This window comes from Paenibacillus sp. FSL R7-0273 (assembly GCF_000758625.1).
Lineage (GTDB): Bacteria > Bacillota > Bacilli > Paenibacillales > Paenibacillaceae > Paenibacillus_AQ.
The window spans coordinates 6800780-6827677 of the sequence record NZ_CP009283.1 but is presented as its reverse complement, the minus strand read 5'-3'; the positions used below and the strand labels follow the sequence as shown (position 1 = coordinate 6827677).

The 26898-nt window shown below is 48.6% G+C and carries 16 protein-coding genes; all 16 read left to right on the top strand.

The window, feature by feature from the left end:
* The first annotated feature begins 8 nt into the window (after nt 1-8).
* The 16 genes from R70723_RS29355 to R70723_RS29280 all read left to right on the top strand — a co-directional run bounded on the left by R70723_RS29355 (nt 9) and on the right by R70723_RS29280 (nt 26896).
* A complete protein-coding gene (locus tag R70723_RS29355) occupies nt 9-239 on the top strand; it encodes a DNA-directed RNA polymerase subunit beta (RefSeq protein WP_039877604.1) in 231 nt (76 codons plus the stop codon).
* Between the two features lie 359 nt (nt 240-598).
* Nucleotides 599-1021 (top strand): 3-hydroxyacyl-ACP dehydratase FabZ, encoded by a 423-nt coding sequence (gene fabZ, locus R70723_RS29350; protein WP_039877602.1) that lies wholly within the window; start codon nt 599-601, stop codon nt 1019-1021.
* 48 nt (nt 1022-1069) lie between these two features.
* The gene (locus R70723_RS29345; protein ID WP_039877600.1) at nt 1070-2785 is read left to right on the top strand and encodes a phospho-sugar mutase; all 1716 of its coding nucleotides are present in this window, start codon (nt 1070-1072) and stop codon (nt 2783-2785) included.
* A gap of 133 nt (nt 2786-2918) precedes the next feature.
* Complete coding sequence (locus R70723_RS29340; RefSeq protein ID WP_039877598.1) at nt 2919-4958, top strand: DUF5693 family protein; 2040 nt, start codon at nt 2919-2921, stop codon at nt 4956-4958.
* Nucleotides 4931-6070: a polysaccharide pyruvyl transferase CsaB gene (csaB, locus tag R70723_RS29335; protein ID WP_039877596.1), complete on the top strand. Its 1140-nt coding sequence runs from the start codon at nt 4931-4933 to the stop codon at nt 6068-6070. Before R70723_RS29340 ends, csaB begins: the two co-directional genes overlap by 28 nt.
* A gap of 7 nt (nt 6071-6077) precedes the next feature.
* The gene (locus R70723_RS29330; RefSeq protein WP_039877594.1) at nt 6078-6833 is read left to right on the top strand and encodes a WecB/TagA/CpsF family glycosyltransferase; all 756 of its coding nucleotides are present in this window, start codon (nt 6078-6080) and stop codon (nt 6831-6833) included.
* 116 nt (nt 6834-6949) lie between these two features.
* A complete protein-coding gene (locus tag R70723_RS29325; RefSeq protein ID WP_039877593.1) occupies nt 6950-8077 on the top strand; it encodes a glycosyltransferase family 4 protein in 1128 nt (375 codons plus the stop codon).
* Nucleotides 8078-8238: 161 nt separating this feature from the next.
* Entirely contained in the window at nt 8239-12120 is a 3882-nt protein-coding gene (locus tag R70723_RS29320; protein WP_039877592.1) for an S-layer homology domain-containing protein, read from the top strand.
* 245 nt (nt 12121-12365) lie between these two features.
* The gene (locus tag R70723_RS29315) at nt 12366-12707 is read left to right on the top strand and encodes a hypothetical protein (protein WP_039877589.1); all 342 of its coding nucleotides are present in this window, start codon (nt 12366-12368) and stop codon (nt 12705-12707) included.
* Nucleotides 12708-13300: 593 nt separating this feature from the next.
* Nucleotides 13301-16021, top strand: coding sequence for an S-layer homology domain-containing protein (locus tag R70723_RS29310; protein WP_039877588.1), 2721 nt, complete (start codon nt 13301-13303; stop codon nt 16019-16021).
* A 71-nt stretch (nt 16022-16092) separates the two neighbouring features.
* Nucleotides 16093-16638: a hypothetical protein gene (locus R70723_RS29305; protein ID WP_039877586.1), complete on the top strand. Its 546-nt coding sequence runs from the start codon at nt 16093-16095 to the stop codon at nt 16636-16638.
* A gap of 163 nt (nt 16639-16801) precedes the next feature.
* The gene (locus R70723_RS29300) at nt 16802-17071 is read left to right on the top strand and encodes an alpha/beta-type small acid-soluble spore protein (protein ID WP_039877584.1); all 270 of its coding nucleotides are present in this window, start codon (nt 16802-16804) and stop codon (nt 17069-17071) included.
* Nucleotides 17072-17282: 211 nt separating this feature from the next.
* Complete coding sequence (gene metK, locus R70723_RS29295; RefSeq protein WP_039877582.1) at nt 17283-18485, top strand: methionine adenosyltransferase; 1203 nt, start codon at nt 17283-17285, stop codon at nt 18483-18485.
* Nucleotides 18486-18695: 210 nt separating this feature from the next.
* Nucleotides 18696-22715 (top strand): Ig-like domain-containing protein, encoded by a 4020-nt coding sequence (locus R70723_RS29290; RefSeq protein WP_052421513.1) that lies wholly within the window; start codon nt 18696-18698, stop codon nt 22713-22715.
* A 232-nt stretch (nt 22716-22947) separates the two neighbouring features.
* A complete protein-coding gene (locus R70723_RS29285) occupies nt 22948-25680 on the top strand; it encodes a stalk domain-containing protein (protein ID WP_039877579.1) in 2733 nt (910 codons plus the stop codon).
* Between the two features lie 58 nt (nt 25681-25738).
* Nucleotides 25739-26896: a sensor histidine kinase gene (locus tag R70723_RS29280; protein ID WP_039877578.1), complete on the top strand. Its 1158-nt coding sequence runs from the start codon at nt 25739-25741 to the stop codon at nt 26894-26896.
* Nucleotides 26897-26898: the final 2 nt, after the last annotated feature.

The following is a 26898-nucleotide window of genomic DNA, read 5'->3' as shown; positions in this document are numbered from 1 at the left end:
GTGAAGGAATGAGTGCTCAGAAGAAGCCAAAGCCGGAAGAGGACAAGAAGGAGCCGGTCAAACGCAGCGGCGTATCCAAATGGACCATTATCCAGTGGTTTCTGATTCCTCTTCTGCTGATTGCGGCGCTCGCCGGTGGGTTGGTTGCAGGCTACGTTGTTATCGGTAAAAGGGAATTCAGCGAGGTGCTCCAATGGAGTACATGGAAGCATGTCTATGATCTCGTCTTTGCACCATAATATAAGTGTTTTGGAACTCCCTTGTTGTACAGGGGAGTTTTCTTTTTTATACTGGAAAATGTATAATGAGTGGGGATTGCAGGACAACCGGAGCCTGGGCACCGGAGCCTGTTCGTGACCTTAGCCAAGGATCCCGGCAGATGCTTCCGGACAGGATCAAAAAGGGCCCTCTCCGCCATGCTGCCGCGTGCGGCGGAGAAAGCCCCTTATCTTAACCTCCACTGCTGCAGGTGGTGAAGGATAATTATAGTTTTTACCGGAGAAGTCCAACTTTATGCAGGCTTCGGCAAAGAATAAATTGTAGCCTGCTGAGGCGATTCCCGGCCAACGCGGTTTAATCCGAAAGGAGTATTGCTTAAATGCTGAATATCAATGAAATCCAGGAAATAATTCCCCACCGGCCCCCATTTCTGCTGGTGGACAAAATCACCGAAATTGAAATGGGCAAACGTGCTGTAGGGATCAAGAATGTAACTGTGAACGAGCCGTTTTTTGCGGGTCACTTTCCCGGATACCCGGTTATGCCGGGTGTACTGATCACGGAGGCGCTGGCACAGGTTGGCGCTGTAGCTATTCTCGGAGTTGAAGCAAACCGCGGAAAGATCGGTTTTCTGGCAGGGCTGGACGGCTTCCGTTTCCGCGGCCAGGTTGTACCGGGCGATACGCTTACCCTTGAAGTGGAAATCACAAGACTCAAAGGCAGTATCGGAAAAGGCCAGGCTACCGCTAAGGTTGACGGCAAGGTTGTGGCATCCGGCGAAATCATGTTCGCGCTTAGCTAATCCCAGTTATACTATCCTAAAACATAGATGGAGAAGGAGAGATTCATGATGACTCAATTAAGCCCGAAGGCCGCTGAAACATTAAGCCGCTGGCTGCAGGACCCTTCTGTTGATGAGAATACGAAGCAAGAGCTAAACCTTCTGGCGGATGACACGCAGGAACTGGAAGAGCGTTTTTACAGAGATCTGGAATTTGGTACAGGCGGTCTGCGCGGTGTTATCGGCGCCGGCAGCAACCGGATGAACCGTTACACTGTGGGCAGAGCCACCCAAGGCTTCGCTAACTATATTCTTGAGCAGTATAAGGGAGAGGGCAGACCCTCCGTCGTCATTGCCCATGATTCACGCCGGTTTTCGCCGGAGTTCACGCTGGAAGCAGCACTTGTGCTGGCCGGCAACGGGATTGAAGCGCATTTATTCCCTTCCCTGCGTTCTACGCCTCAGCTGAGCTTTGCCGTACGCCATTTGAAGGCTTCAGGAGGCGTAGTTATTACTGCAAGCCATAACCCTCCGGAGTATAACGGCTACAAGGTATACAATGCCGACGGCGGACAGCTTGTACCGGATGAAGCGGAAAAGGTGATTTCATACATATTGGAGGTTGATTCCTTCAATGGTGTCAAACGTCTTTCCCGTGAAGAAGCTGAAAGCCAAGGCTTGCTGCACTGGCTAGGAGAGCAGGAGGATGAAGCCTTTACGGATACAGTAGCTGCTGTCAGCGTTGCCCGCGAGGAAATTACGTCTGCGCTAGGCAAGGATTTCCGGATCGTCTATACTCCATTACACGGGACAGGCAACCTTCCGGTCCGCAGTGTATTGAACAAGATCGGCTTCACTGAGGTGCATGTGGTGCCTGAGCAGGAGCTGCCGGATTCCGAATTCTCTACTGTGAAATCCCCGAATCCCGAAGAGCGCGAGGCATTCACGCTAGCGATCAAGCTGGGTGAGGAGCTGAACGCCGATCTGCTGATCGGAACAGACCCGGATGCAGACCGCATGGGGGCCGTTGTCCGAGATAATGAAGGCAAATTTGTTGTCCTGTCCGGTAACCAGTCAGGTGCACTCATGATTCATTACTATCTGAACCGTCTGCAGGAGCAGGGCAAGCTGCCAAGCAACGGTGCGGTTGTCAAAACCATTGTTACCAGTGAAATGGGGGCAGCTGTAGCCGCGCATTATGGTGCCACTGTGTTTAATACACTGACCGGATTCAAATATATCGGTGAAAAAATGAATCAGTTCGAGCAGTCCGGTGAGTACACCTATCTGTTCGGTTACGAGGAAAGCTACGGCTATCTCGCCGGCAACTATGCCCGTGATAAGGATGCCGTATTGGCCTCCATGCTGATTGCCGAAGCGGGTGCATATTACAAAGCCCAAGGCAAGACGCTCTACGATGTGCTTCAGGAGCTGTATGAGCAGTTCGGCTACTTCCTGGAAAGTCTGGAATCACGCACACTCAAGGGCAAGGACGGTGTAGCGCAGATCCAGGGAATCATGAGTGACTGGCGCAATAACCCGCCGCAGGAAATTGCTGGCGCAGCAGTAACTGAAGTGCTGGATTATTCCCTCGGCCTCAGCGGCCTGCCTAAGGAGAATGTGCTTAAGTATCTACTGTCCGACGGATCCTGGTTCTGTCTGCGCCCATCCGGCACAGAGCCGAAGATTAAAGTATACTTCGCGGTTCGCGGAGAATCACTGCAGAATGCAAAAGACAAGGTAGCCGCGCTTACAGAGCAGGTTATGGCCCGTGTCGACGGGTAATACTATTTTTGCCTGATATCAAGCTTTCTCACAGAAACGGATACTGCTCCTGACGGGACAGACATCCGTTTCTGCTTGAGTTAAAGCAATTTTGCGGTATAAAGGCTTTGAAGTGAAAGAGGAGGTACTTTTGGTGCAGCAGAAATGGCAACAATGGAATATAGCTTCGCGCAAATGGTTATGGATACTCGTGGTTATTGGTGTGCTGTCTGCGCTCCCGGTTGTTTATGACCGTCTGCAGACAGAGAAGTCTTCCAAAACTGTTGAGTTTGTATTTGATTACCGTGATCTTGTTGAAGTAGCCAGCTACCGGGTTAATCCCAAGGATTATATTTCCGAGCAGCTTGACCGGCTGAAGGAAGCCGGTGTACAGAGCATGGCTATCTACGAGAGCAATCTGGAGGATTACCGCAAGGCCCGCCGCCTGATGATCTGGGGGGCAACGGATATCGCCAATCTTACAGATACAGTGATTCCGGAGAATGAGAACTATACATACGTCCTCTTTACGAGCGCGGAGAATAGTTCGGTGCTCGCGCCGCTGATTCAGGAGGCCTTTAATACCCTGGATATCGCTACTGAAAGCTGGAGCTTCCGCGGGCAGCAGGGTCTCATTATCAAGACACCGCTGGAGGATGCAACCTTGAAGCCGCTTCAGCCGGACCCGTTCAATCTGGAGCTGCTGCATGATAAGGGCTTTAGCATTGTGCCCCGTCTGTTGGACTCGCTGGTGTACAACCAGGAAGCCGTTACGCGCCTGCTGGACCGTTACCAGGAGCTTGGCGTAAAGCGCATCCTGTTTGAAGGAGAATCTGTTAAAGGCTTCTCGGATGATGCCGATACAGGCAGCCTGACCGCATTTGCAGAGCTTCTTAAGGAGCGCGGAATGGGTATAGCTGCTATTGAGAATATTAAAGCCCAGCAAAAGGGCTTCAGCAAGCTGGCTTATCAGCTTGATTACAACGTTGCGCGTCTGTATTCACTAAGTGAAGGGGATTCAGGGCTCTCGCCGGAGGTTATTGCAGACCGGTTCGCTCTGGCGACAAAAGACCGGAACATCCGGATGCTGTATCTCAATACCATTCCTTCGCGGGATACGACAAAAGCACAGATTACCGATACGCTGGACAACCTGGTAACGAGCCTAAGCGACCCGGACGGGGCGGTCAAGAAGATTGAAGATAACGGTTTTACATTGGGACAGGCGGAAGCCTTCAATGTTGTGGACTCTTCCTACCAGCGTTACTTTAAGCTTGGAGCCGTTATCGGAGCAGTGTCTATGGTAGCTTTGCTGGTATCGTACTTTGTTCCAGCTCTTACTCTGGCGGCCTGGGCTGCCGGGCTGATCGGAAGCGCGGGCCTGATGCTGCTGAAGCCACAGCTGTTTGAACAGGCGCTGGCACTTGCCGTTGCCATCAGCGCACCTACGGTTGCGACTGTAATGGCTGTACGCAAAATCAATGAACAGGGACCGCCGCTGCGCAGTAACAAGCTGACCTATGTGGTCATGAGCCCGGGACGCCGTCTTGCGCATAGTGTTGTGCTCTATATCAAGACCGCCCTGATCTCGTTAAGTGCTGTACCGTTTGTTATTGCTCTGCTTAATAACGTAACCTATAGTCTTGTGCTTAACCAGTTCCGCGGCGTCAGCCTGCTGCATCTGGCTCCAATTGCCCTGACTGGCCTATACGTACTCTTATATCGCGGCGAATTTGCTTTTAACAAAACCGGCAAGCTCCTGCGTACACCGATTACGCTTGCTATGGTAATCGCTGCCGGCATATTGGGTGTGCTGGGAATGTATTATTTAAGCCGTACCGGCAACAGCGGCAGTGTCAGCTCGATTGAAATGACCTTCCGGACCTTCCTGGAGAATACGGTGGGCGTCCGGCCGCGCAACAAGGAATTCCTGCTTGCCCATCCGTTGTTCATTTTGGGTGCTTTCATGGCCTACAAATACCGTAATGCCGCCTTTATCATGATCATTGCGGTTATCGGCCAGCTGTCGATGGTGGATACCTTTGCCCATATCCATTCTCCGGTGCTGATTTCATTAATCCGCGGAATTCTTGGTCTGGGACTTGGGCTTATTATCGGCCTGATTGCTATAGGAGTCTGGCAGATTGCGGAAGGGTGTTGGAAAAGATGGTCTCCACTGCTCAAAAAATTGTAATTTCCGGTTATTACGGCTTCCGCAACAGCGGAGACGAGGCTGTGCTGCAGTCCATTCTGAATGCACTGCACAGACAGTCTCAGGCCGCCGGCTTAGCTATCGAACCTGTTGTACTATCCATAGACCCGGAATGGACAACGGCTACCTACGGGGTTAAGTCGGTTCACCGGATGAAACTGGGTGAAGTCCGGCAGGCCATCTCGGAGAGCGCCGGCCTGATCAGCGGAGGCGGGAGCCTGCTGCAGGATGTGACAAGTTCAAAGACCATCCCGTATTACCTGGGGATTATAAAGCTGGCCCAATGGATGGGGAAGCCGACCTTTATCTATGCCCAGGGCATCGGCCCGGTTAACCGGAAGGTGTTCCACCCGCTGATTAAATCGGTATTCCGCAAATGCGCCTATGTGTCCGTAAGGGATATGCAGTCCCGGCAGCTGCTTCAGAGCATAGGGCTGGACGTGAACCGTATTCAGGTCGTTCCGGATCCCGTAATGGGCCTGGAGCTGCCGGATGGTACCACTCCGGGGGAGGCAGCAGCTGTACAAACACCGCCTGCGCTGAAGACCGTAGGGATTTCCGTGCGTTACTGGGAGGAATCACGCCAGGAGCTGAATGCTATTGCCGAAGGGCTGCTGCAGGCCTGCGCTAAAACCCCGCTTCACCTGCGATTTCTGCCGTTTCATTATCCCCTGGATAATGATGCTTCACGTTATATGATGCAGAAGCTTGAGAAGGAAGCAGCTGCACTGGGGGCAAGCGTAAGCCTGTGTGAGGATGCGCTTCATCCGCAGCAGATGCTGCGCGAGGTTGCAGCATGTGATGCCCTGATCGGCATGCGGCTTCACAGCCTCATTTATGCCGCTGGCAGACGCGTCCCGCTTATGGGAGTCTCCTATGATCCGAAGATTGATCATTTCCTGGAGCGGATAAGCTGTAAGCCGGTCGGATCGACGGTTAAGCTGGATGGCGGCGAGGTCGCTGCCGAGCTTCTGCTCCTGCTTGAGCAGGGGGAGGCCTGGAAGCGGGAGCGGGAACAGATCATTGATACCCTGGTCGAGGAAGCAGAATCGCCGGCCCGCCGGATTGTAGAATATTTATGCCGTAAAGGATGATTGCAACGTGAAAGCAGATAGTATTTTACCTACTGTACCGATTTTTGGCATACGTGTCTCCAAGGTTGATATGCAGGCTACAGTTGCCTACCTGACTGAAGCTGTGCGTAACCGGGAGCCGCATCAGGTCATTACTGCAAATCCCATTATGGTGATGGCTGCTCTGGAGAATCCGTCCTACATGGACATTATGAAATCGGCCGAGCTGGTTGTTCCTGACGGGACAGGCGTAGTCTGGGCCGCTGATTATTGTAAGGAGCCTGTAGCTGAACGTGTAGCCGGATTTGATCTTTTACATGAATTACTGCGCCAAGGCGAAAGCTATAGCTGGAAGGTTTACCTGCTGGGTTCAACGCCTGAGGTGATTCGGGAGACCGTCTCCAGGTTACAATCACAATATCCGCGTATTATCATAGCCGGTTACCGTGATGGCTTCTTCGGGCCGGAGTCGGATGAGGCGGTAGTTGCCGATATTACGGAGTCCCAGCCTGATTTGCTCTTTGTTGCCAGGGGTGCGGACAGCCAGGAGCCATGGATCGCCAAATACAAGTCCAAGCTGAATATTCCTGTGATGATGGGAGTAGGCGGGAGTTTCGATGTGATCTCCGGCAAAAGCAAACGGGCGCCGATTGCCTTCCAGAAACTGCGTGCGGAATGGTTATACCGCCTTTTAAAAGAACCAACCCGCTATAAAAGAATGCTTGCGCTGCCGAAATTTGCAGTAAAAGTACTGCGTGAGAAAGATAAAGTGACAAAAGCCTAGAAAAATGAGCAAATATACCGGGAATATCCGAACAACAGCCCAAAAACGGAATTGGAATTTGCTTTTAGTTCAGCGTATAATTCAATGCGGTAGAGAAATGGGGGTCGACTTTTCAAATGTTAATTGTATACATCGCCGGATTTATTGTGTGCATGGGACTTGCGCTTCTCCTGACACCGCTAGTGAAGAAATTCGCTATTAAGATCGGTGCCACAGATGTGCCGAATGCCCGTAAAGTGCATACAAGAATTATGCCCCGCCTTGGCGGACTGGGTATTTTCCTGGCGTTTGTGTTAGGCCTGCTTGCCGTGTTGCCGATTATTCCGTACGATTTCACTCCGCGGGAGACGAATTTCATCAAAGCGCTGCTGTGCGGGGGCGGGCTGATTGTTCTGATCGGCGGTCTTGATGACCGGTTCGAGCTTTCTGCCAAAGTGAAGCTGCTGGGCCAAATTGCTGCAGCATGCATCGTCGTTTTCGGTTTTGGCATTACTGTTGATTTCGTAAACATTCCATTTAATAATACGTACTCCTCGCTGGAGAGCTGGATTGCCGTACCGCTGACGATTTTCTGGATTGTCGGTGTCACCAACGCGGTTAACCTGATTGACGGTCTGGACGGGCTCGCTGCCGGTGTTTCAGGTATAGCAATTGCTACTATTGCTGTCATGGCGTTTCTGATGGGCAATACAATGGTTGCGCTACTGTGCCTGCTGCTGCTGGGCAGTATCTTAGGATTTCTGTTCTTTAACTTTCATCCAGCCAAAATTTTCATGGGTGATACAGGTTCACTGTTTCTCGGGTTCTGTCTGGCATTGCTGGCACTGCTCGGATTCAAGCAGATCGCAGTCGTATCCTTTATCACACCGCTTCTCATTATCGGAGTGCCTTTATCAGATACCTTCTTTGCAATCGTACGCCGTAAGCTGCAGAAAAAACCGATTTTTGCACCTGACAAAGGGCATCTGCACCACTGCCTGCGCGAGCTTGGATTCAGCCACCGCCAGACGGTGCTGATTATTTACGGCATCGCCGCTTTCTTTGGTGTCTTGGCTGTTATTCAGACTTCTGCATCGCTATACGAAGCAAACTGGGTAACTTTTGTAGTCATATGCGTCATGCTGTTCTTCCTGCAGATCGGTGCAGAAATTACAGGAGTCATCAGCAAAACCAAACGTCCGCTTATTGATCTGTTCCTGAGAATGCGTCTTAAACTTGCACCTCAGCGCAGCTCGAAATCTTAGAATTCTGCCATAATCCAGGTTTTTATTGTTAAATTAACAAAACTCATCCTTTTTAAGGATGAGTTTTTTGCTTTTCTCCCTAACAAGATAGCTGGAAGTAACCGATATAAAAAAAAGTGAAGGTCACGAAGAGAACTTTAACTTAAAGGAGAGATAAACACATGCAACGCTTTAAGAGACCATTTGTCTGGGTGCTGCTTGCGGCTCTGATCGTTTCTATGTTACCGGGCAAATATATGCCTCAGGCGGCGGCAGCCGATGCTGTCACGACTTATTTTACTCCGGATGATCAGACATTGCGTTCCACAGTGGTGCTGGATCCAAGTGCCCGTGCAGAGGCAGCTAATGCTATCACCCGTGATAGAGTTTTTTTGACGAGTAATCAGACGCTTAATATAACCGGTGTTTACTCACAGGTAACGTCCACCACAATGAAGGTTGTTGTGGAGCAGCTGTCGCAGGACAGCACAGGTAAATGGGTTACAGATTCTACCCGGCTGACAACAGGGACTGTAACAACGGATACAAACAGCCCCGGCAACCGTTTTGTAACCAGCGGAGTGACGCTTTATTCTGGCTTTAACAAAATTACATTTTCAGGCCTTCAGGGGAATTTGACCCGTTCAGAGTCCTTCTATGTCCTGTATGACAGAGTGCCGTTTATTACGTCTCTTCAAGTGTTGGGCGGGCCTGCTGCACTTAACTTAAATGAAGGAACACAGGTAGTTGTTCCGGTATCTTCGATTACCCTGCAAGGCAAGGTAGCCAACGCTACTAAAGTAACAGTATCCCTTAACGGAGGTACAGCCCTTCAGACCTCTTTGCTGGAGGACGGAACCTTTTTCACACCTGCCTTAACATTGAAGCCTGGATTAAGCTCGCTTCAGATTATTGTGCAGAATGCCTCTGACAAAATAACGATAGACCGTAATGTGTATTTCTTTGATACGGACCAGCCTTATGCATCATTAAATCTGGTTCACGCCAACAGCCCGTATTCGCTGATTGATAATACACCTACGCTATCAGTTGAAAACAAATTTACGGCAGGCCTGTCCGGGGAGATTCTGCTTCCTTATAACGCATCTCCTTTCGGAGGAGCTACAGGAGCAGGAGAATTTGTTATCAATGCCGGTACAACTAGTGAGGTTAAGATTAGAACAATCACGACCACTCAAGAAATGACGATTCCCGGCCCTGATGGTATTACACCTGCATATAAGCTGGTGAAATTTACAACCTCAGAGGATGTTCCGATTGCTACGGGAGGCAATGATTTTACACTTACCGTTAGATTCGGTAATTTTACTGCTTCACTTGTAAAGTCATATTATTATGTTCCAGGTGAAACGGTAATCAACAACATCTACTATCTTCCTGATTATGATACGGGAAAAAGCATTGCAAATGTATCCAAGCTGCCGCTGAACGGACAGCAGATGGAAAAAGATAATTTCTACATTATGCTTAAGACTAATGTAGTGCCTAAAGGCGAGTTGACTGCGATGTATCTGCCTCTGAGCACTAAGGGCCTTGTTCTTACAAAGGTTAACGCAACAGGGCTTGCTGGTGACGGTACTGAGCAGGTCTATAGAATTACAGGCTTCTCTAATGGACAACAGAAGGTACAATTTAAATACGGCAGCTCTAATTCGGTGTACAACGTAGATATTTCATATGTATCCAAGAACTATATCTATGTCAGCAACCTGCAGGATGGTCAGACAATCGAATATAACTCGAATTCGACTACAAGCATTACTGTTGAAGGTGAGTATATCGGTTTTGAGAATATCTCGAACGCCCAATTCCAGATTAACGGTAAAGACAGCGCTTCGTGGGATACATCTGGCACCCCGCAGTTTAATGTAAGCATGTCTGCTCCTAAATTCAGAGTCACTCTGAAAATTGATCAGGCAGGACCGCTGGTATATGGTGAGAACACCTTGCTGTTCACCGGTATTTCCATGGACTCCTCCGGTAACCAGCGTGTCATTACCAAAGAGCTGCGCATTTACATCATTGATACCAATGTGTCCAATCTGTCGCAGTTTCATCCGGTGCTGACCGCAAACCGCCCGGTCTTTGAGACGGATTCCCGTTCTAATGATGCCAAACGCAATGCGATTCTGACCCTGCCGGCGGAGATTACTTATACTGACGGCAAGTATGTAACGACCAGAGATAATTATGATCTGGTGCTGCAAGGCGGAGGAGCGACGATCCTTAACCTCTATATGGGCTCTGATCTGGTCTTTACCTCTGTTGGTATAACCGATATGCTCAAAGAAAATAACGTAGACAACTATACCTCACCGGGTACCTATGGCTCATTAATTTATGACTATGTAGGAACAACCAAGGACTTCCTGCTGCGGATCCGTGATTTGAAGTTCGATGCACCGGGAAGCCATGTCTACACGCTGGAGTTGATCAATAAGACCGGAGCCAGAACAACACAAAGAATTGAAATTGTACGCGAAGTATTGCCTTACCGCATTTTGGCGCCTGTAGCCACAGTCGGAGACCAGATTGTAGTTAACAAGAACTTTGTACGTTTTGATATTGAAGCCGAAGGCGCAACTAAGGTTATGATCGACAAGTACGAGGCGGTACCGCGTTCTGACCTGGCTAACCGCTTCACCTACGATTATGTCGGTCTGAAGCCGGACAAAGCCACTTCAATAAAGATTCAGATCGTACGTGAGGACTCGACTCTTAACGATACTGTCACTGTATATTACGCCAGTGCAGTGCAGATTGATACGGAGTATATGGCGGAGAAGGTTGCGACCAAATACAGCGTGTTTAACAAGCAGCTGGAGCTGAATTTCCCTAAAGGAACGCTGATGAAGGGTTATACCAGTACCGGTGCGGCAAAGTATTACCCTGATACCAAGCTGTTGTTCGGGATTGCGGACCCAACTGATGGCGTTGTAGAGCGCAAAAACGACTATGGCAATATCATTAACGTCAGCCCGGTCGATGAAAGATATGTAGGAGTACAGAAGCAGCTTGTCATTCTGCAGGAGCTGGTACTACGGTTCACATCAACGGCGACGAACAGTAACTTCTCCAGAGTATCGGATATTTACTGGCTGAGCGGCGGTCTTGGAGAGGTAGGCACAAAGGGCAGCAGCAGTTATGTGCCTGCAACAAACGGAGTGGCCCCATACTCTATCGAGGGCAATTTCACCCAGATCAGCCAGACACGCAAAATCGTCCCATCCCAGCGCGGTGAATTGAAGCTTAGCTTCAGTCCAAACGTGGTGGATGAGGTTGGCTCGACCGTTACTGTTTTCCGGTATACGGATTCAGGCAAGTGGGAGAACATCGGCGGTGAAGTAGATACCAAGAATCATACCGTTACTGTTCCATTTGATGAGTTCGGCTATTATACAGTTATGAAGCTTCGCCGCGGGTTTACCGACATTACGAACCATCCGTGGGCGAGAAATATTCTGAACGGCCTATATTCCAAAGGAATTATGACCAACCTGCGGTCTGACGCGTTTGGCGCCGATGATACAACGACCCGCGGCGAATTCGCAACCCTGCTGGTTACCGGTCTTAATATTCCGCTGGACTATGATGCGAACAAGCAGACCTTCTTTGATATCGTGCCGGAAGCTGTATCAACAACCTGGAATTTCAAGAGCATTGAGACAGCCGCGAGAGCGGGGATTGTCACGGGCCTGAGTGATGGATTCTTCGGTCCGGACCAGGCGCTGACAAGAGAGCAGGCTGCAGTTATGATAGCCCGTGCGCTTAAGCTGAAAATGTCAGCGAATGATGCCAAGCTGCTGGCCAGCCTCAATAAGTCCTTTGTTGATTCAGGCAGCATGGATTACTACTCCCGCCCCGCGGTAGAGGCAGTGTCCAAGGCGAAGATCATGGAAGGCAGTGCAATTACAGTTACCGGTCAGACGAAGCCGATATACAACTTCAATCCGAAGGGGAAGCTCACCAGAGCGGAAGCCGGCAAGATTGCGGTTGCCCTTCTGCAGAAGAGCACTAGCATTTTCCCGAAAACCTTCAATTAATACCGTATTTGAACCGCCGGGCTGCGACAACCGTTCGCGGCCCGGTTTCTTTTGATCATAAAGCTGTTTATTTAGTGTATGAGATGAAGAGTTAATTTGAGCAGAAGAGGATATACTTTAAGTATGAATGTGCAGCTGTTTAATTGAAGGAAATTACATATTGACGACATTAACTTTGTATTCTGCACTGTTTTACGTTACAATAACTTAGAAAATAATTTTTTTCTGAAAGGTGAAAGCCATCGATGAAACCGATTTTATCAAAAGCGCAGCTGGATTACACGAAAGCAAAGAACCTGTTTGAGAATAGAGCTAAAGTTTTGGAGAAGGAAATTGCTGCAAAGCGCGCGTTGCAGGAAATCACACAGGAAGTAATGGAAGAGCTTGTACAGGAGACCGGATTCCATAATGCCTATAATGATCTTGTTGTTGCGGAGAATGCTTTGATTGAATGGTCCCACACCACTATCAAGCATGAGAAGACCTACCGCGATAACCGTGCAGCAATTGATGCCATGTACGAGAATGTAAATGCGAGCCCTGAGAAACGACAGGAATTGATCCAGCTATCCATGAAGATCCGTTAGGGATATGTTTATAGAAGGAAAGCGCCGGCAACGGCGCTTTTTTTGATATCATCTGAATTTTAGGAGCGGCTGGGAACTCCTCATCCTGCCTTCGTGCCATACTCATTGACGATGCTTTATTTGTGATGCAACATAGACCTATATACAGGTTTAAAAAAGGGGAAATATGTTTATTTACTTAACAAATATTGCTTAATGACGCTGCGAAAGCCTCTATGCTATACTAATTCCCGTAGCCGCCCATGATTAACAATAGTTAGTAGAAGTTACAAATGTATCATTTGATGATCAGGCGGAGCACAGCAATATTTTTTCGAAAAAACTTTTGAACGAAGCGCAACTTTTTAAAACCTTCTGCGTTTAAGATGTAGAGTCATTCACACCAGGCACTTGCGGAATTAAGCTCTTGGGCTCCGAGATGCCAGATGGAAAAATTAGCTTTACGTGACTTGAGGCACATTGTATAATACTTAGGTAGAATTAGGAATCTAGTATTAATATGCCTTCAGCTTGTTTACAAGTTTCTGTGATACCCGTCACAGACATTATTTATACTTAATATGCTCAACTCGGGAAAGGGGGTGCATCGACTAATGAGTAACATGAGCTACCCAACTAAAGAAAACACAAAGTTCATGAATGTCCAAGGAGGAGAAAAAAAGGTTATGAAGAAAATTTTATCCGTAGCATTATCTACAGCAATGGCATTCTCAATGTTTGCCTCTGTAGCATTTGGTGAAACTGCAACAACTCCACAAGCTAAATTCGACGCTTTGGCTGCTAAAGGTATCCTGAACGGCTACCCAGACGGTCAAGCTCATCTTGAAAAAGATCTGACTCGTGCTGAATTCGCTAAGATCGTTACTAAGCTGTTCGATCTTACTGAAGTAACTGGCAAGCTGTCTTACAATGACAAAGGTTACACAGCTACTAACTGGGCTGTTCCTTACATCGAAGCTGTTACTGCAGCTAACCTGATGCAAGGTAAAGATACTGTTAAAGGTATCTTCGATTACAACGGTAAAGTAACAGTTGAAGAAGTAGCGGCTGTATTGTTCCGCGCTCTGAAACTGGAAACTCCAGCAACAACTGATAACTCTGCATCCGCATGGGCTAAGGGCTATGCTCAAGCAGTTATCAACGCTGGTCTGGTTGCCCAAGGCACCAACTTCAAAGCTAACGCTACTCGCTCTTTGGTAGTAGAAGCAGCTTATGCAGTTGATAACCTGACTACAGCTCCTGCTGTAGTATCCGCTGAAGCGCTGAGCCCAACTAGCGTGCTGGTTACTTTCGCTGACAAAACAACTACAACTGTAGCGCTGACTACTGCATTGGTTGAAGGTGTTGAACAGACAATCAGCTTCACTAACAATGGTCATAACTACACTGCTAAAGTAACTCTGGCAGCACCTAAGGTAGTATCCGTTACTGTTCCAAATGCTAAGCAAGTAGTAGTAACGTTCAACCGTGCTATTGATACTTCCACTTTGGCTTCCAACGATAAGCTCAAAGCTGGCGTTATCAAAGTAATTGCTTTGAACAATCAAGCTGCTATCACTACAGACGGTGCAGAAGTTAGCGTGAACGCTGCTGGAACAGAAGCTACTGTTACCTTCCCAGAACTTCAGTTCCTTAAAGGACAATACACTGTAGTTGTGACTGACAGCGTTAAGACTACTGCAGGAACAGCAATTGCTTCTTACAGCACATTGCTGACAGCTGCTGATACTGCAGCTCCAACTGTTGCATCTGTTACTGCTGCTGCTAAAGCGACTACTAACAAAGTTTACGTTAAATTCAGTGAGCCAGTTAAACCAGCTGGTATCATTGCTAGCGTAAATGGTGTGTCTGCGACTGTGACTCGTGAAACTTACGACACTTTCAGCTTGACCGCTGGTACATTGAATGCAGGTTCTTCTTATGAAGTGTCCTTGTTGAATGTTACTGACTTTGCTGGTAACCAAGCAAACCCTAACCCAATTAAAGCAACTGTAGCAGTTACTGCTGACACTGCTGCTCCAACTATCACTTCTGTTACTCCAGTAGGTGATACTTCAATCACTGTTAAGTTCAACAAAAAAGTAAGTTACGAATCTCTGATTGGTAACGTACGCCTGTTGAGTGCTTACGGCGATGCTCAAGGTACACTGTCTGTAGTGACTGATAAAGACAGCGATACTATTAAGTTCAACGTTCCAGCAGGATTCAAGCTCCCTGATTCTGGTACTTTCAACGGTAACCTGGTCTTCGGAGCGACTGTTCGTGATACCCTGGGTAACACTCTGGGAACTCCTGTGACTCAATCCATCACCATTGTAAAAGATGCTACAGCTCCTACAGTTGCTAGTGCAACATTCAGCACTGATAAAGGTCTTGTTGTAACATTCTCTGAAGATGTTGAATATGTTGGTGGAGCACTTACTCTGATCAAGGATTCTACTGGTCAAGTATTTAGCACAAACTTTAGCGGTCAAACTGTTGATGGTGCCAAGGTTACTTTCCCTAACGTGAAGGGTCTTGACGGAGGTTACACTCTGCGCCTGCCTGCAGGTTTTGTAGTAGATAAAGCACTTGCTAAGAATAAATTGGCTGCAACTACTGTTGCTGTTACTGCAACTGCTGCTACAACAACTGATACTGAAAGACCAGATGTAACCAGCATCACTTATGCTGAGCCTACAGGCACGAATACTGAAATTGTATTTACTGTAACTGCTACTGATGACAAAGGTTTGAGCATTGCCTCCCTGCGTGACATTAACAGCTACACACTGGGTAGCAAGGCGCTTCCAAGCAGTGCTTACACTCAGGTAATTTCTTCTGAAGGAACTGCAACTTCCCCTACTAAAGCAGTAGTTGAAGTACGCGTTCCAAAAACTGCAATCAGCAAAACTGAACCAGTTGAGTTCATTGCATTTGGTGTAGCTGATACTGCTGGGAATGTAACAGTTGCTAAGAATATTAAGCCAGTGCTGAAAGATGGCGTTCGTCCAACCCTGGAGTCTGCAGCTGTTTCTACTGGAGATACTTCGCTTCTGCAATTGGTGTTCTCCGAGCCTGTTGATGTTACAACTCTGAAGGCTAGTGACTTCACAATTATTGTGAATAACTCGTCCACAGCAGCTACTATCTCCGGAGGCTTCATCGCCGGCGTTGGTAACGATGCAGGTAAATACTATGTTAGACTTGCAGGTTACTCTGACCTGAATGCTAACAATGTCAACAGCATCAGCGTTAAAATTAACGTTGGCGCAACTATTAAAGACGTTGCAGGAAACCTTATCGTTGATGACAAAACAGTAAACGCTAAGTAATCCTAATTACCGAAGCAAAGAATAGCCTCTTCGGAGGCTATTCTTTTTTTATATCCAAGAGGAGGACTCCAATGAAAACAGTATGGAAAATTACTTTGGCAACTGGCGTACTGGCTGGCAGCTTATGGGCAGGGTCCTTGCTGAATGTGACTGCTGATGGTGCAGGTGTCGGTTCACAGCCGGGTACAGCAGATGATCCGGTTGTAACTAAAAGCTACGTGGATCAGCAGATTCAAAAGGCTCTTCAAGGCGGCGGGCCTATAGCCACTCAAGCTCCAGCTGTAACTGCGGCACCTGCAGCAACAGCTACACCGGCTGCGACAACGGCACCCGTTCAGAGCGGAGATGCAGTCGAAATTGTCGATGTTAAGCCAGGGCAGACCTTGATTGCCGGGGCGGGAGCTGAATTTATTGTACGGGCCGGTAAAGCTGTTATCTATTCACAGGACAGCAACGGTGTTGCGGATCTCACAGCTGGTACTGATCTTCTGAATGGAACAGCGGCACCATCCAATCATTTATTATCCTTCCCCCGTGATGGACGGGGCATCTCTGTTCAAGCAGGCCAAACCCTGGGCCTGGTTGTAATGGTACGCGGAGCATACACTTTGAAGTAACATGTTTTTGGTTTTATCTATATAATAAGGATTCCCGGTAAGACAAATTTCATACTCCCGGAACTCTTTCCCTCCCCTGACAATCATTGATCAGACTTAAAGCTATGATACGAGCGCACAATATTTCCTGTAATCTTAAAACCAATCCAGGAGGTAATGTATCATGGCACGAAGTAATCGCACAGTTGTACCTGAAAGCCGGGCAATGCTGAAACAAATGCAATATGAAATTGCAGCTGAATTCGGATTGTACGGAGCGTCCTATGGCGGCGGGGCAGACACTGAATTTGGCTCTGAGCTGGGTGCTCTCGGCGGCTCGGGAGGAGTTGGACGGACTCCATATCTGGGTCATTTGACCTCCAGAGATAATGGATCTGTAGGCGGAGAAATCACAAAGAGGCTTGTGAAGCAGGCGGAGCAGTCTCTTTTTTGAACATTAGCGGAACTTGCCTTTAATTGACACTATCCGTCAAATAAGATAATATGACTTTTGAGGAAAGCCTTAAACCTTTTCCATATGGAAAAGGTTCGTTTTTTGAACCGGCAGCTATTATTTATGATCATAATTTATATTTAGTTGACCTGTTATCTATTGAGGAGCCCCTTATACAGTGTCAGACTAACCATATGGGAGGTTGATGTGTGTGTCTATTAAAGGACGTCATTTGTTTACTTCTGAGTCTGTAACAGAAGGACATCCGGATAAAATCTGTGATCAGATTTCTGATGCAGTTTTGGATGCTTTTTTGGCCAATGACCCAAATGCCCGTGTAGCCTGCGAAGTAGCTGTGGCCACTGGTCTAGTGCTAGTTATCGGCGAAATCAGCACCAAATCGGAATATGTTGATATTCCGTCTATTGTCCGCAATACCATCAAAGAAATCGGCTATACACGTGCTAAATTTGGATTTGACTATAATACCTGCGCGGTTCTAAGCTCGCTCAATGAGCAGTCTGCTGATATCGCACAGGGTGTTAATGCTGCACTTGAGAACCGTGATCCTGCACAGGTTGCTGAAGAAACGGCTAATATCGGTGCCGGAGACCAGGGGCTAATGTTTGGTTTTGCAACAAATGAGACTCCTGAGCTGATGCCGCTCCCGATTGCTTTGTCTCACCGGATTGCCCGCCGTTTATCTGAAGTCCGCAAAGACGGTACTTTGGAATATTTGCGTCCGGACGGCAAAACACAGGTTACTATTGAGTATCAGGATGAAAAGCCTGTTCGCGTAGATACCATTGTGGTTTCGACCCAGCATGCTGAGGAAATTACTCTTGAGCAGATTCAGGCAGATATTAAAGAGCATGTAATTCTTCCGGTAGTTCCTGCTGATCTGCTGGATGAGAATACGAAGTACTTCATTAATCCTACAGGCCGGTTTGTTATTGGCGGTCCTCAGGGAGATGCCGGTTTAACCGGTCGTAAGATTATTGTAGATACATATGGCGGTTATGCCCGTCATGGCGGAGGCGCATTCTCCGGTAAGGATCCAACCAAGGTTGACCGTTCGGCTGCGTATGCTGCACGTTATGTAGCCAAGAATCTGGTGGCTGCAGGCTTGGCCGATAAATGCGAAATTCAATTGGCATACGCAATTGGTGTGGCCAATCCTGTCTCGATTAATGTGGATACATACGGAACAGGTAAAATCAGCGAAGAAAAGCTGGCTGAGCTGATCAGCAGCAACTTCGATCTTCGCCCTGCCGGCATTATTTCCATGCTGGATCTGCGCAAGCCGATCTATAGACAGACTGCAGCTTACGGACATTTCGGACGTACAGATGTGGATCTTCCTTGGGAACGTGTGGATAAGGCTGAAATGCTCAAAGCACAGGCCGGAATCTAAGTCCTTCAAGATATTGTTTAAAAGCCCGCAGACCGCGCTTCTACTTGTAGAGGCTACTGGCTGCGGGCTTTTTTTGCGCTGTCTATCAGCATGACCATTCATTGAAATGCTGAAATCCTACAGTCTTCTAAACTTTGGAAGCCTGCAAGCCGAAATATAAGAGTATGTATGCAGACGAGAAAGTATGGCTTGAGAGGAGTCTTTTACCGCATGAAAAGAAAAATTTCAATCTGGACAGCACTCATTCTGGCTGGAAACCTGCTGCTTAGCACCGGGTATCCGTCGATCGGAATCGGCAGCCAGACGGTACATGCCGCAAATGAATTTAACGTCGGGATCTCACCGGCCCAGGGAGAAGCAAATGTAAATATCAGCTCAAACATCAAGCTCAGCTTCGATAGGCTGGTAAGTCCGCAAAGCGGAAATATTACTGTTACAGCTCAAGGAGCAAGTGAGCCTTATGTGACGATTCCGGTGGGGAGCTCGGGATTAATCAGCAGTTCTACAGAATATCAGGTGAAATTAGGCAAGGAGCTTGAATACAACAAGACCTATACCGTAAATGTGCCCAGAGGAATGTTTAAGGATAGCCTGGGACTGGAATCGCAAGCAGCAACTTCGACATTTATTACGGCACCATCAATTAATACAGCTATCACCGTAACAGAGTATGCTCCGGCTAATCATTCGAGGGTTGACAGCAGCCTAACACAGCTCAGCCTGAAGCTCAATAAGAAGCTGCAGGAAGGCGGAGGATCGATCAGGCTTATCGCTTCGTCAGATAATTCTGTTGTTCAGGAATTTAAAATTAAATCTGGTGAACCTTATTTCTATTTGCAAAATGATAACACAGCTTCAACTACAACAGTCACACTGACTTTGGCAAACAAGCTTACGGCCGGCAGCAGCTATTATATACTGATTGACCCGTATGCACTGAAGGATGAGGATAATAAATCTTTTGCTGGAATCTCTACAGGGAACGTCTGGAGCTTTTCGGTAAAAGGTTCGGCAGTACCAGGAGTTTCGGTATCCCCTGCAAATGGAGCAGGCGCAGTCTCCGTATCAACCGGCATTCAGCTTACGTTTGACCAGCCGATGATGCCGGCTACAGGAGTTATATCTGTGTCTCCTGCTAATACGGCTAATGCCAGATATTTTAACGTAAATTCAGCTTCTGTTACTGGAGGAGGTACCCGGTTTATTAGTTTGGCTGCAGCCTCTGCGGCTAACCCGCTGATAAGTAATACCCAGTATACGGTAACTATTCCGCAAGGTGCATTTTATGACCAGGACGGCAATGTATTTCCGGCTTCCGGGCCGTACAGCTGGACATTTACTACTACATCTCTTACCGGTTACGGAATAACGTCGCTTAGTCCCGCTGACCGAAGTGAAGCAGTGCAGATCAGCCAGCCGATAAAGATTGCTTTCAATCAGGCAACCACGTTAATCTCAGCAAGTGGGGTAGCATTATATAAGAGCAACGGAACTAAAATTTCAACGACAGTAACGCCAAGTGCCAATGCCAAGGAATTTACTATTGTACCTGCGTCAAGTCTGGATAATGACACCTTCTATTATGTGGATATTGCCCAGGGAGCATTTGTTGACGGCAGCAGCAATCCCTTTGAAGGAATAAATGGCAGAAACGGCTGGAGCTTTAAGACAGTAGCTCTGGATAAGACGGCTCCTGTCCTTTCTTCCGCAGTGCTTGAAAACAACCGTACCATACGCCTGAAATATGATGAAGCGCTCAACTCCGGCGTGTCTTTAATGCTGGGCAGTTTTGCAGTTACGGTTAATGATGAGAAACGTAATATCGATAGTGTCTATATTCAGGGGGACAGTGTCTTTGTTACGCTCAGCACAGGCGTGGCTGTGGGACACGTCATTAGAATCTCCTACACCCAGGGAATAAGAATGATTGAGGATTTAAGCGGAAACACGGCAAGCTCGTTTTCTTTACGTGTGGTGACTAATAACATCCAGTCTGTACTTCCAACACCTAAAGATGGAACACTATCGGGCAAAACACTTGTACTGAACTTTAACGACCAGCTTAGAGCAGCATCTGCAGCCGGGTTCGGACAATTCTATGTGTATGCCGACGGCGTCTCGCTGGGTGTCAATTCGGTTAGCTCCAGCGGGTCTTCGGTTACCCTGGGCTTAAATAATGTAGCCTCAAACGGGCAAAGTGTCCGTGTAACCTATTATGCAGGCTCTTATCCTCTGCAGGATCAGTACGGGCAGAATATAGCCAGCTTCAGTGACTTTTATATCCGTAATACGAGCGATTGGGTACCACCGGTCTATCAGAGCGCAACGGGTTCAGATAAGCAGATTATCCTGACCTATAATGAGGGACTTTCACCGTCCAGTCTGCCTTTGGTCAGCCAGTACTCGGTACTGGCCGGAAGCACACCCAATTATGTGACTAATGTAGCCGTGAGCGGGAATCAGGTAACTCTTACTCTGACAAGCGCTTTGTCAACAGGCGGTTATACTACGGTCTCTTATGTTCCCGGCGTTGCCGGAATCAGTGATTTAAACGGTAACCGGGCAGCTCATATTAATCTTCAGCCGGTATCTGTTTCCGGAAGCAGCACCACTACAGTGCCGAATATCAGTTCAGCAGCCATTGCCGGTGATGTGCTTACTGTCACCTTCAGTAAGAGCATGCAGGCAAGCTTAACACTGCATGTCGGCCAGTTCGCAGTCAGGGTAGACGGCAGTATGGTAGGTGTGCAGAATTACAGCATATCCGGATCAACTCTTAGGCTGGTCTTGTCCACAGTTGTCAAAGCAGGACAAACTGTAGATTTGTCCTATATGACAGGGGCAGGCAGCATACTGGATCTCAGTGGTACTGCACTGGCTTCCTTTACAGCCCTAGCGGTCCAGAATGTGACGGGTACAGCTACCGCGGCAACAACCAGCCGCCCTTCATATCTTGGCATTCTCGCTGCAAGTGAATTCGGTAAGGAATATCCGCTGCTCAAAAGTGATTCTGCAACTGCAGCCGATGACCGTTCCGTCTATAGCCAGCTCACCAAACGGTATATGCTCACAGCAGACCGTCTGGCAGCAAGCTATGAATATTTACACAAGCTAGGCACGCCTTCTCTCGTGTTTGAGGTGCCTGCGACAGAAGCAGCCGCATATGTCTCCATTCCGCTTAAGCCGCTTCTGGATGCCGTCAACCGTAACAGCAAATCAGCCTTTGGGATCCGTTACGGGGACAACCTGTACAATCTGGCGCTGGATGATGTGAATATGAACGGCCTTGCTGCAAGCCTGATTGCCGACAGCAGCTCCATATCGCTTGTAATCCGTCTGGAAAAGGTTCCGGCTGGCACATATGCGCCTTTTGAGCAGAAGCTTAGAACGCAGGGATTGCAGACGGTAACCGGTCTGACAGACATCCGGATGAGTGCAGTAGTCAGCGGGAATTACTCGAACGGTACTGTATTAAGCGCTCCAGGTGAGTATTTTGTACGGACGACAGCGACACTAAACAGTGATCAGACCTCAGCCGCAAGACTTGATCTTGTCTATTATGATGCTGTGTATCTGCCGACCAAAATCAGCACCGCCGGAAGTTATACCGTTATAGGGGCGGGCACAAAGGGTAATCCTGTTGTCGGTACATTCCTGTCTACCCGCAGCTTTACGGATACGGGCAAGCACTGGGCGAGGTCAACTATAGCTTTGCTTACCGCTAAAAATATTATCGACAGCAGCTACGGTACCGCCTTTAAGCCGGAGCAGAAAATTACACGTGCAGAGTTCGCAGTTATGCTTAGCCGGGGACTTGGGCTGCTGGGGGACCGTGAAACAGCTCAGCGCTTCAGCGATGTTCAGGCTGCAACACAGACTGGTGATTACATCGGTGCTGCAGCCAAGGCAGGCATTATTACCGGGAATACAGACGGTACATTCCGGCCTAATGATAATATTACCCGTGAACAGCTGGCGATTATGATTATCCGTGCAATGGAGTACACAGAGAATCCGATTACCCTTAGGGGAACGGCTGCATCTGCTCTAAGCGCATTTAAGGATCGGAGCAAAATCCAGAATGCTGCTGCCGAATTCGTCGCCAAAGCGGTGCAGGAGGGAATCATCCTGGGTATGACTACAACAGAGTTCCAGCCTCAGGGTAATGCCACACGGGCACAGGCTGCCGTTATGCTGCAGCGGATGCTTAATATGGCCGGCTACCTTTAAGATGATTTGGGTTTAAGAATAAGAGCCCCGCGTAATGCGGGGCTTTTTTTGTGCGCCCGCAGCAGTTTGGACCGCTAGCTGAAAGGAGTGAATCTAGCAATATTCGCAACTTTTCGTGAAAATTCCAGTCTATTTAATAGTAATGGGGAAGCAGAGGCTTATTTTTTGTTTTTATTATAGACGCTGATACAAGAATGCAAATATAAAATGGAGATGGGAGAGTTACGCAGAAATGAGTAAAGTTTTCATGGGGAAGAGAGACAAAAAGTCAGGACGGGGAGCGGGTCTGCAACAGACCCGGCGCTGGGTAGCCGCATCATTAGCCGGTGTGCTCTGGATTATGCCGGTAATCGGAAGTGAAGGACTACCGGTATGGGGAACCGGAGATGTACCTGTTGCCAAAGCGGCAGCCAGCTCTTTTAGTGTTACTAAGGTGAGTGAAGAGGTGATTACCTCCGGAGCGCTCATGATGAAATATAAGTTCACCACCCTGCGCTCAGGCAAAACGGCCACCGGACTGGCGGACGTTATCCGTGTAGATTTGAGCAATCCCTATGTTTCCATAGATGTAATGACCGGTAAGGGCGGCAACCTGACCACCCGGCAAAGCACTGGCGGCATGGCTGCCGAAACAGGGGCAGTAGCAGCTATTAATGGAGATTATTTCAATACAGGCGGTGAAGGAGCACCGATCGGCGGGCAGGTGTCCGGCGGGACTCTGGTATCTACTCCTTCACAGCTGGATGGAATGTATGCTTTTGCCGTGACCAAGGACCGTAAGCCTGTTATCGATGAATATACCTTTGAAGGGCTGGTTACTGCGGAGGACGGTGCCCAATTCCCGCTCTCCGGCATCAATAAAGGGGCTTACAGCCCGGAGGGCGGCAGCTCCACCTACAGCCATGCCAACGCTGCCTACATTTATACAGATGCCTGGACCGCTCTAGACCGGCCTAAGAACAGCTCTACAACACCGACCGAGGTGCTGGTGCAGAATGATACAATAACACAGATCTCGCTGGATGCGGCGCTGCCGATGGCTGTGCCGGAGGGGGCTTATATTTTGCGGACACATGGCCTGGCGGCACAGTTCGTCAAAGCTCATCTTACTGTCGGCCAGAAGCTTAGCAGTGTATATTCCCTGAAATCCAAGACCACCCAGCAGTCCCTTGATCCGGCCAGCCTGCAGATGATGATCGGCGGACATACCATTCTGGTTAATGGCGGCAAGGCAGCAGCCTTCTCGCGTTCAACCTCAAGTATCGGAGGGTACCGGGCACGAACTGCGCTGGGATACTCTCAGGATGGCCGCTATGTCTACATGATTGCCGTAGAGGATAATGCTAATAGCGCCGGTATGTCACTGACAGAGCTGCAATCTTTTATGACGGGCATCGGGGTCTGGAAGGGGCTTAATCTCGACGGTGGGGGCTCTACAACTATGGTAGACCGCCCGCTGGCTGAAACCTCGACGAAGCTGACCTTTAACACTGAGTATGGCACAGAGCAGCGCAGCATTGTCAACGGGCTTGGTGTATATACATCTGCTCCGCAGGGCGAGGTAAAAGGGATTAAGATCAGCGGCAGTCCGGCCCTTTTGATCGGACAGAAGGCAGACTATTCATTAAAAGGCTATGATACCTACTATAATCCGGTAGATGTGGCCTCGGCTAACCCGGCCTGGACTTCGAGCAACGGCAGCATGTCGGTAAGCGCCGGTACAGTAACAGCCGTCAAGGCAGGAACAGCAACACTGACCGCTACAAGCGGAGCAGCCAGTGCCACAACGAAGGTTACGGTTCTGGGAGGTGACGACCTCGCAAGCCTGTCAGCCGGGACTGCAACAGCTCCTCTGACAGCAGGCGCTTCGGTATCGGTTCCTGTTACAGCAGTCTCCAAAAGCGGGGCAACCCTGACCGTGCCGGCTTCGGCGCTCAAATGGGAGTTTGTCGGCTTTAACGGCAGTGTACAGGACGGCAAGCTTACCGTTAATTCGGTCAACGCAGGTGTAACAACAGGTTATGCAATCGCAAGGTATGACGGCTTCAGTACGGCAGTTGTATTGTCTACGGCAGCGGCTACAGCCTGGGAGGACTTCGAGAATGTCAGCTATCCGATTGCCTTCACAACCAATGCAGCCGGGGTTACCGGAACTGCGGCAGTTACGGCGGGATCAGCAGAACGTGCAGGCTCCAAGGTCCTGTCACTTATCTATGACATGTCTGCCGGCAGCGGGAAAATGTACGCCTACGCCCAGTTTAACGGAACCACAGGCAAAAGCATTCCGGCAGCAGCGACTTCCATGTCGCTCGATGTTATGGGCGATATGAGCCTTAACTGGCTGCGGGCTGAGGTAGTTGACAATGCGGGGGCAACAGCATACATTGACCTGGCCAAGGTTATTGACTGGAACGGCTGGAAGAGCCTGAATATTGATCTTAGCAGTTCAGGCATTAAATTCCCTGCATCCCTGAAAAGGGTATATGTGGTCAATGTGGAGGAAGGACAGGATGAGCGGGCTAAGACCGGTACCGTAGGCTTTGATAATATTTCCTTTGTCATGCCTTCACTGTCCAGTGAAGCCGGACTTCCGAAAGCAGTGGCCTCGATGATCATAGGCTCGAAATCCCTGACCGTTAACGGAACCAAGAAAGCAATTGATGTGGCTCCGATCGTTAAGGACGGGACCACTTATGTTCCGATAAAATATGTAGTGGATGTTTTTGGAGGAAGTGCAGCCTGGGATCAGAACACGAAGAAAATTATGGTGCTGCGGGGCTCGAAGGCGCTGGATCTGACGGTCGGCAAAAAGGAATATGTGCTGAACGGGAAGCGCCAGAGTGCAGAAGTAGCTCCTTTAATCCTAGACGGCAGGACTTTAGTACCGCTTCGGCTTGTCTCGGAGCAGCTTGGACTGACTGTAAAATGGGAACAGATAACGAAGACCGTAACCATCGAATCGTGATATGTTAATATAAAGAAAAGCCGTTAACAACGATCCGATAGAAATGGGGCAAGCATCCGTGGAATTTCAAGCCGATGCGATAGATCGCGTCATTAAGAATACCATCGACGTGATGGAGAGCAGCAAGTATCAGATATTTGAAATTATGCATGTTGCCCGGGACGAGCTTGCTGCACTCACCAAAGAACTGCAGAGGGTTATGGAAGAAACGGATGAAACATTGCAGAAGGTTGATAAGCTAGAGCTTCAATATCACCGCTCACGGATCCGGCTGACTGAGGTCAGCCGGGACTTTGTCCGGTACTCGGAGAAGGATATCCGGATTGCCTACGAGAAGGCTACCGAGCTGCAGCTGGAGCTTATGATGACAAGAGAGCGGGAGATTTATCTGCGGAGCAGGCGGGATGAATTGCAGCTGCGGGTCCGCAGTGTCGAAAATTCAGTCGAGCGTGCAGAATCAATCGGATCGCAAATGAGTGTTGTTATCGAATATCTGGCAGGTGAAATGGGACAAGTCTCGCGAATAGTTGAAACAGCAAAGAACAGGCAAATGATCGGGCTGAAGATTATTCTGGCCCAGGAAGAGGAACGCAAAAGAATTGCCCGGGAAATTCATGATGGTCCTGCCCAAATGCTGGCGAATCTGGTCCTTAGGACGGAAATTGTAGAAAGAATGCTGGTGAAGCAGGAATTTGGACTGGTACAGGACGAAGTAATAGACTTAAAGGGACAGGTCCGCTACAGTCTGGAAGAAATGCGCAAGGTTATTTTTAATCTGCGGCCAATGGCGCTGGATGATCTTGGGCTGATTCCGACGCTGCGCAAGTATGTTCATGACTTTGAGGAAAAAACCAAAATCCGTACAACCTTTGAAACAAGAGGCAAAGAGCACCGTCTTTCTTCCGCTATGGAAGCCGCTGTTTACCGTCTTGTGCAGGAGGGACTCACTAACGCAGCTAAACACGCTTATCCAAGCTACGTTCTGGTGGAGATTACTTATCAGGCTCAGCTGATCAAAATTGTTGTGAAGGATAACGGCCTTGGCTTCAATGTGAAGAAGGTAAGCGAGCAGGGCAGCCGGGAAAGCTTCGGACTGGTCGGTATGCGCGAGCGTGTTGAATTGCTTGAAGGAAGAATGGAAATAGAGTCTGCAGAAAATCAGGGAACATCAATCGTAATTCACATTCCGACGAATGTGGAAAAGGGGAAGGAGTAATG

What these genes read in the sequence shown, in the direction of transcription:
- R70723_RS29355 (WP_039877604.1), top strand. Translation starts at nt 9, where the DNA reads ATGAGTGCTCAGAAGAAGCCAAAGCCGGAAGAGGACAAGAAGGAGCCG.
- fabZ (WP_039877602.1), top strand. Translation starts at nt 599, where the DNA reads ATGCTGAATATCAATGAAATCCAGGAAATAATTCCCCACCGGCCCCCA.
- R70723_RS29345 (WP_039877600.1), top strand. Translation starts at nt 1,070, where the DNA reads ATGACTCAATTAAGCCCGAAGGCCGCTGAAACATTAAGCCGCTGGCTG.
- csaB (WP_039877596.1), top strand. Translation starts at nt 4,931, where the DNA reads ATGGTCTCCACTGCTCAAAAAATTGTAATTTCCGGTTATTACGGCTTC.
- R70723_RS29325 (WP_039877593.1), top strand. Translation starts at nt 6,950, where the DNA reads ATGTTAATTGTATACATCGCCGGATTTATTGTGTGCATGGGACTTGCG.
- R70723_RS29320 (WP_039877592.1), top strand. Translation starts at nt 8,239, where the DNA reads ATGCAACGCTTTAAGAGACCATTTGTCTGGGTGCTGCTTGCGGCTCTG.
- R70723_RS29315 (WP_039877589.1), top strand. Translation starts at nt 12,366, where the DNA reads ATGAAACCGATTTTATCAAAAGCGCAGCTGGATTACACGAAAGCAAAG.
- R70723_RS29310 (WP_039877588.1), top strand. Translation starts at nt 13,301, where the DNA reads ATGAGTAACATGAGCTACCCAACTAAAGAAAACACAAAGTTCATGAAT.
- R70723_RS29305 (WP_039877586.1), top strand. Translation starts at nt 16,093, where the DNA reads ATGAAAACAGTATGGAAAATTACTTTGGCAACTGGCGTACTGGCTGGC.
- R70723_RS29300 (WP_039877584.1), top strand. Translation starts at nt 16,802, where the DNA reads ATGGCACGAAGTAATCGCACAGTTGTACCTGAAAGCCGGGCAATGCTG.
- R70723_RS29290 (WP_052421513.1), top strand. Translation starts at nt 18,696, where the DNA reads ATGAAAAGAAAAATTTCAATCTGGACAGCACTCATTCTGGCTGGAAAC.
- R70723_RS29285 (WP_039877579.1), top strand. Translation starts at nt 22,948, where the DNA reads ATGAGTAAAGTTTTCATGGGGAAGAGAGACAAAAAGTCAGGACGGGGA.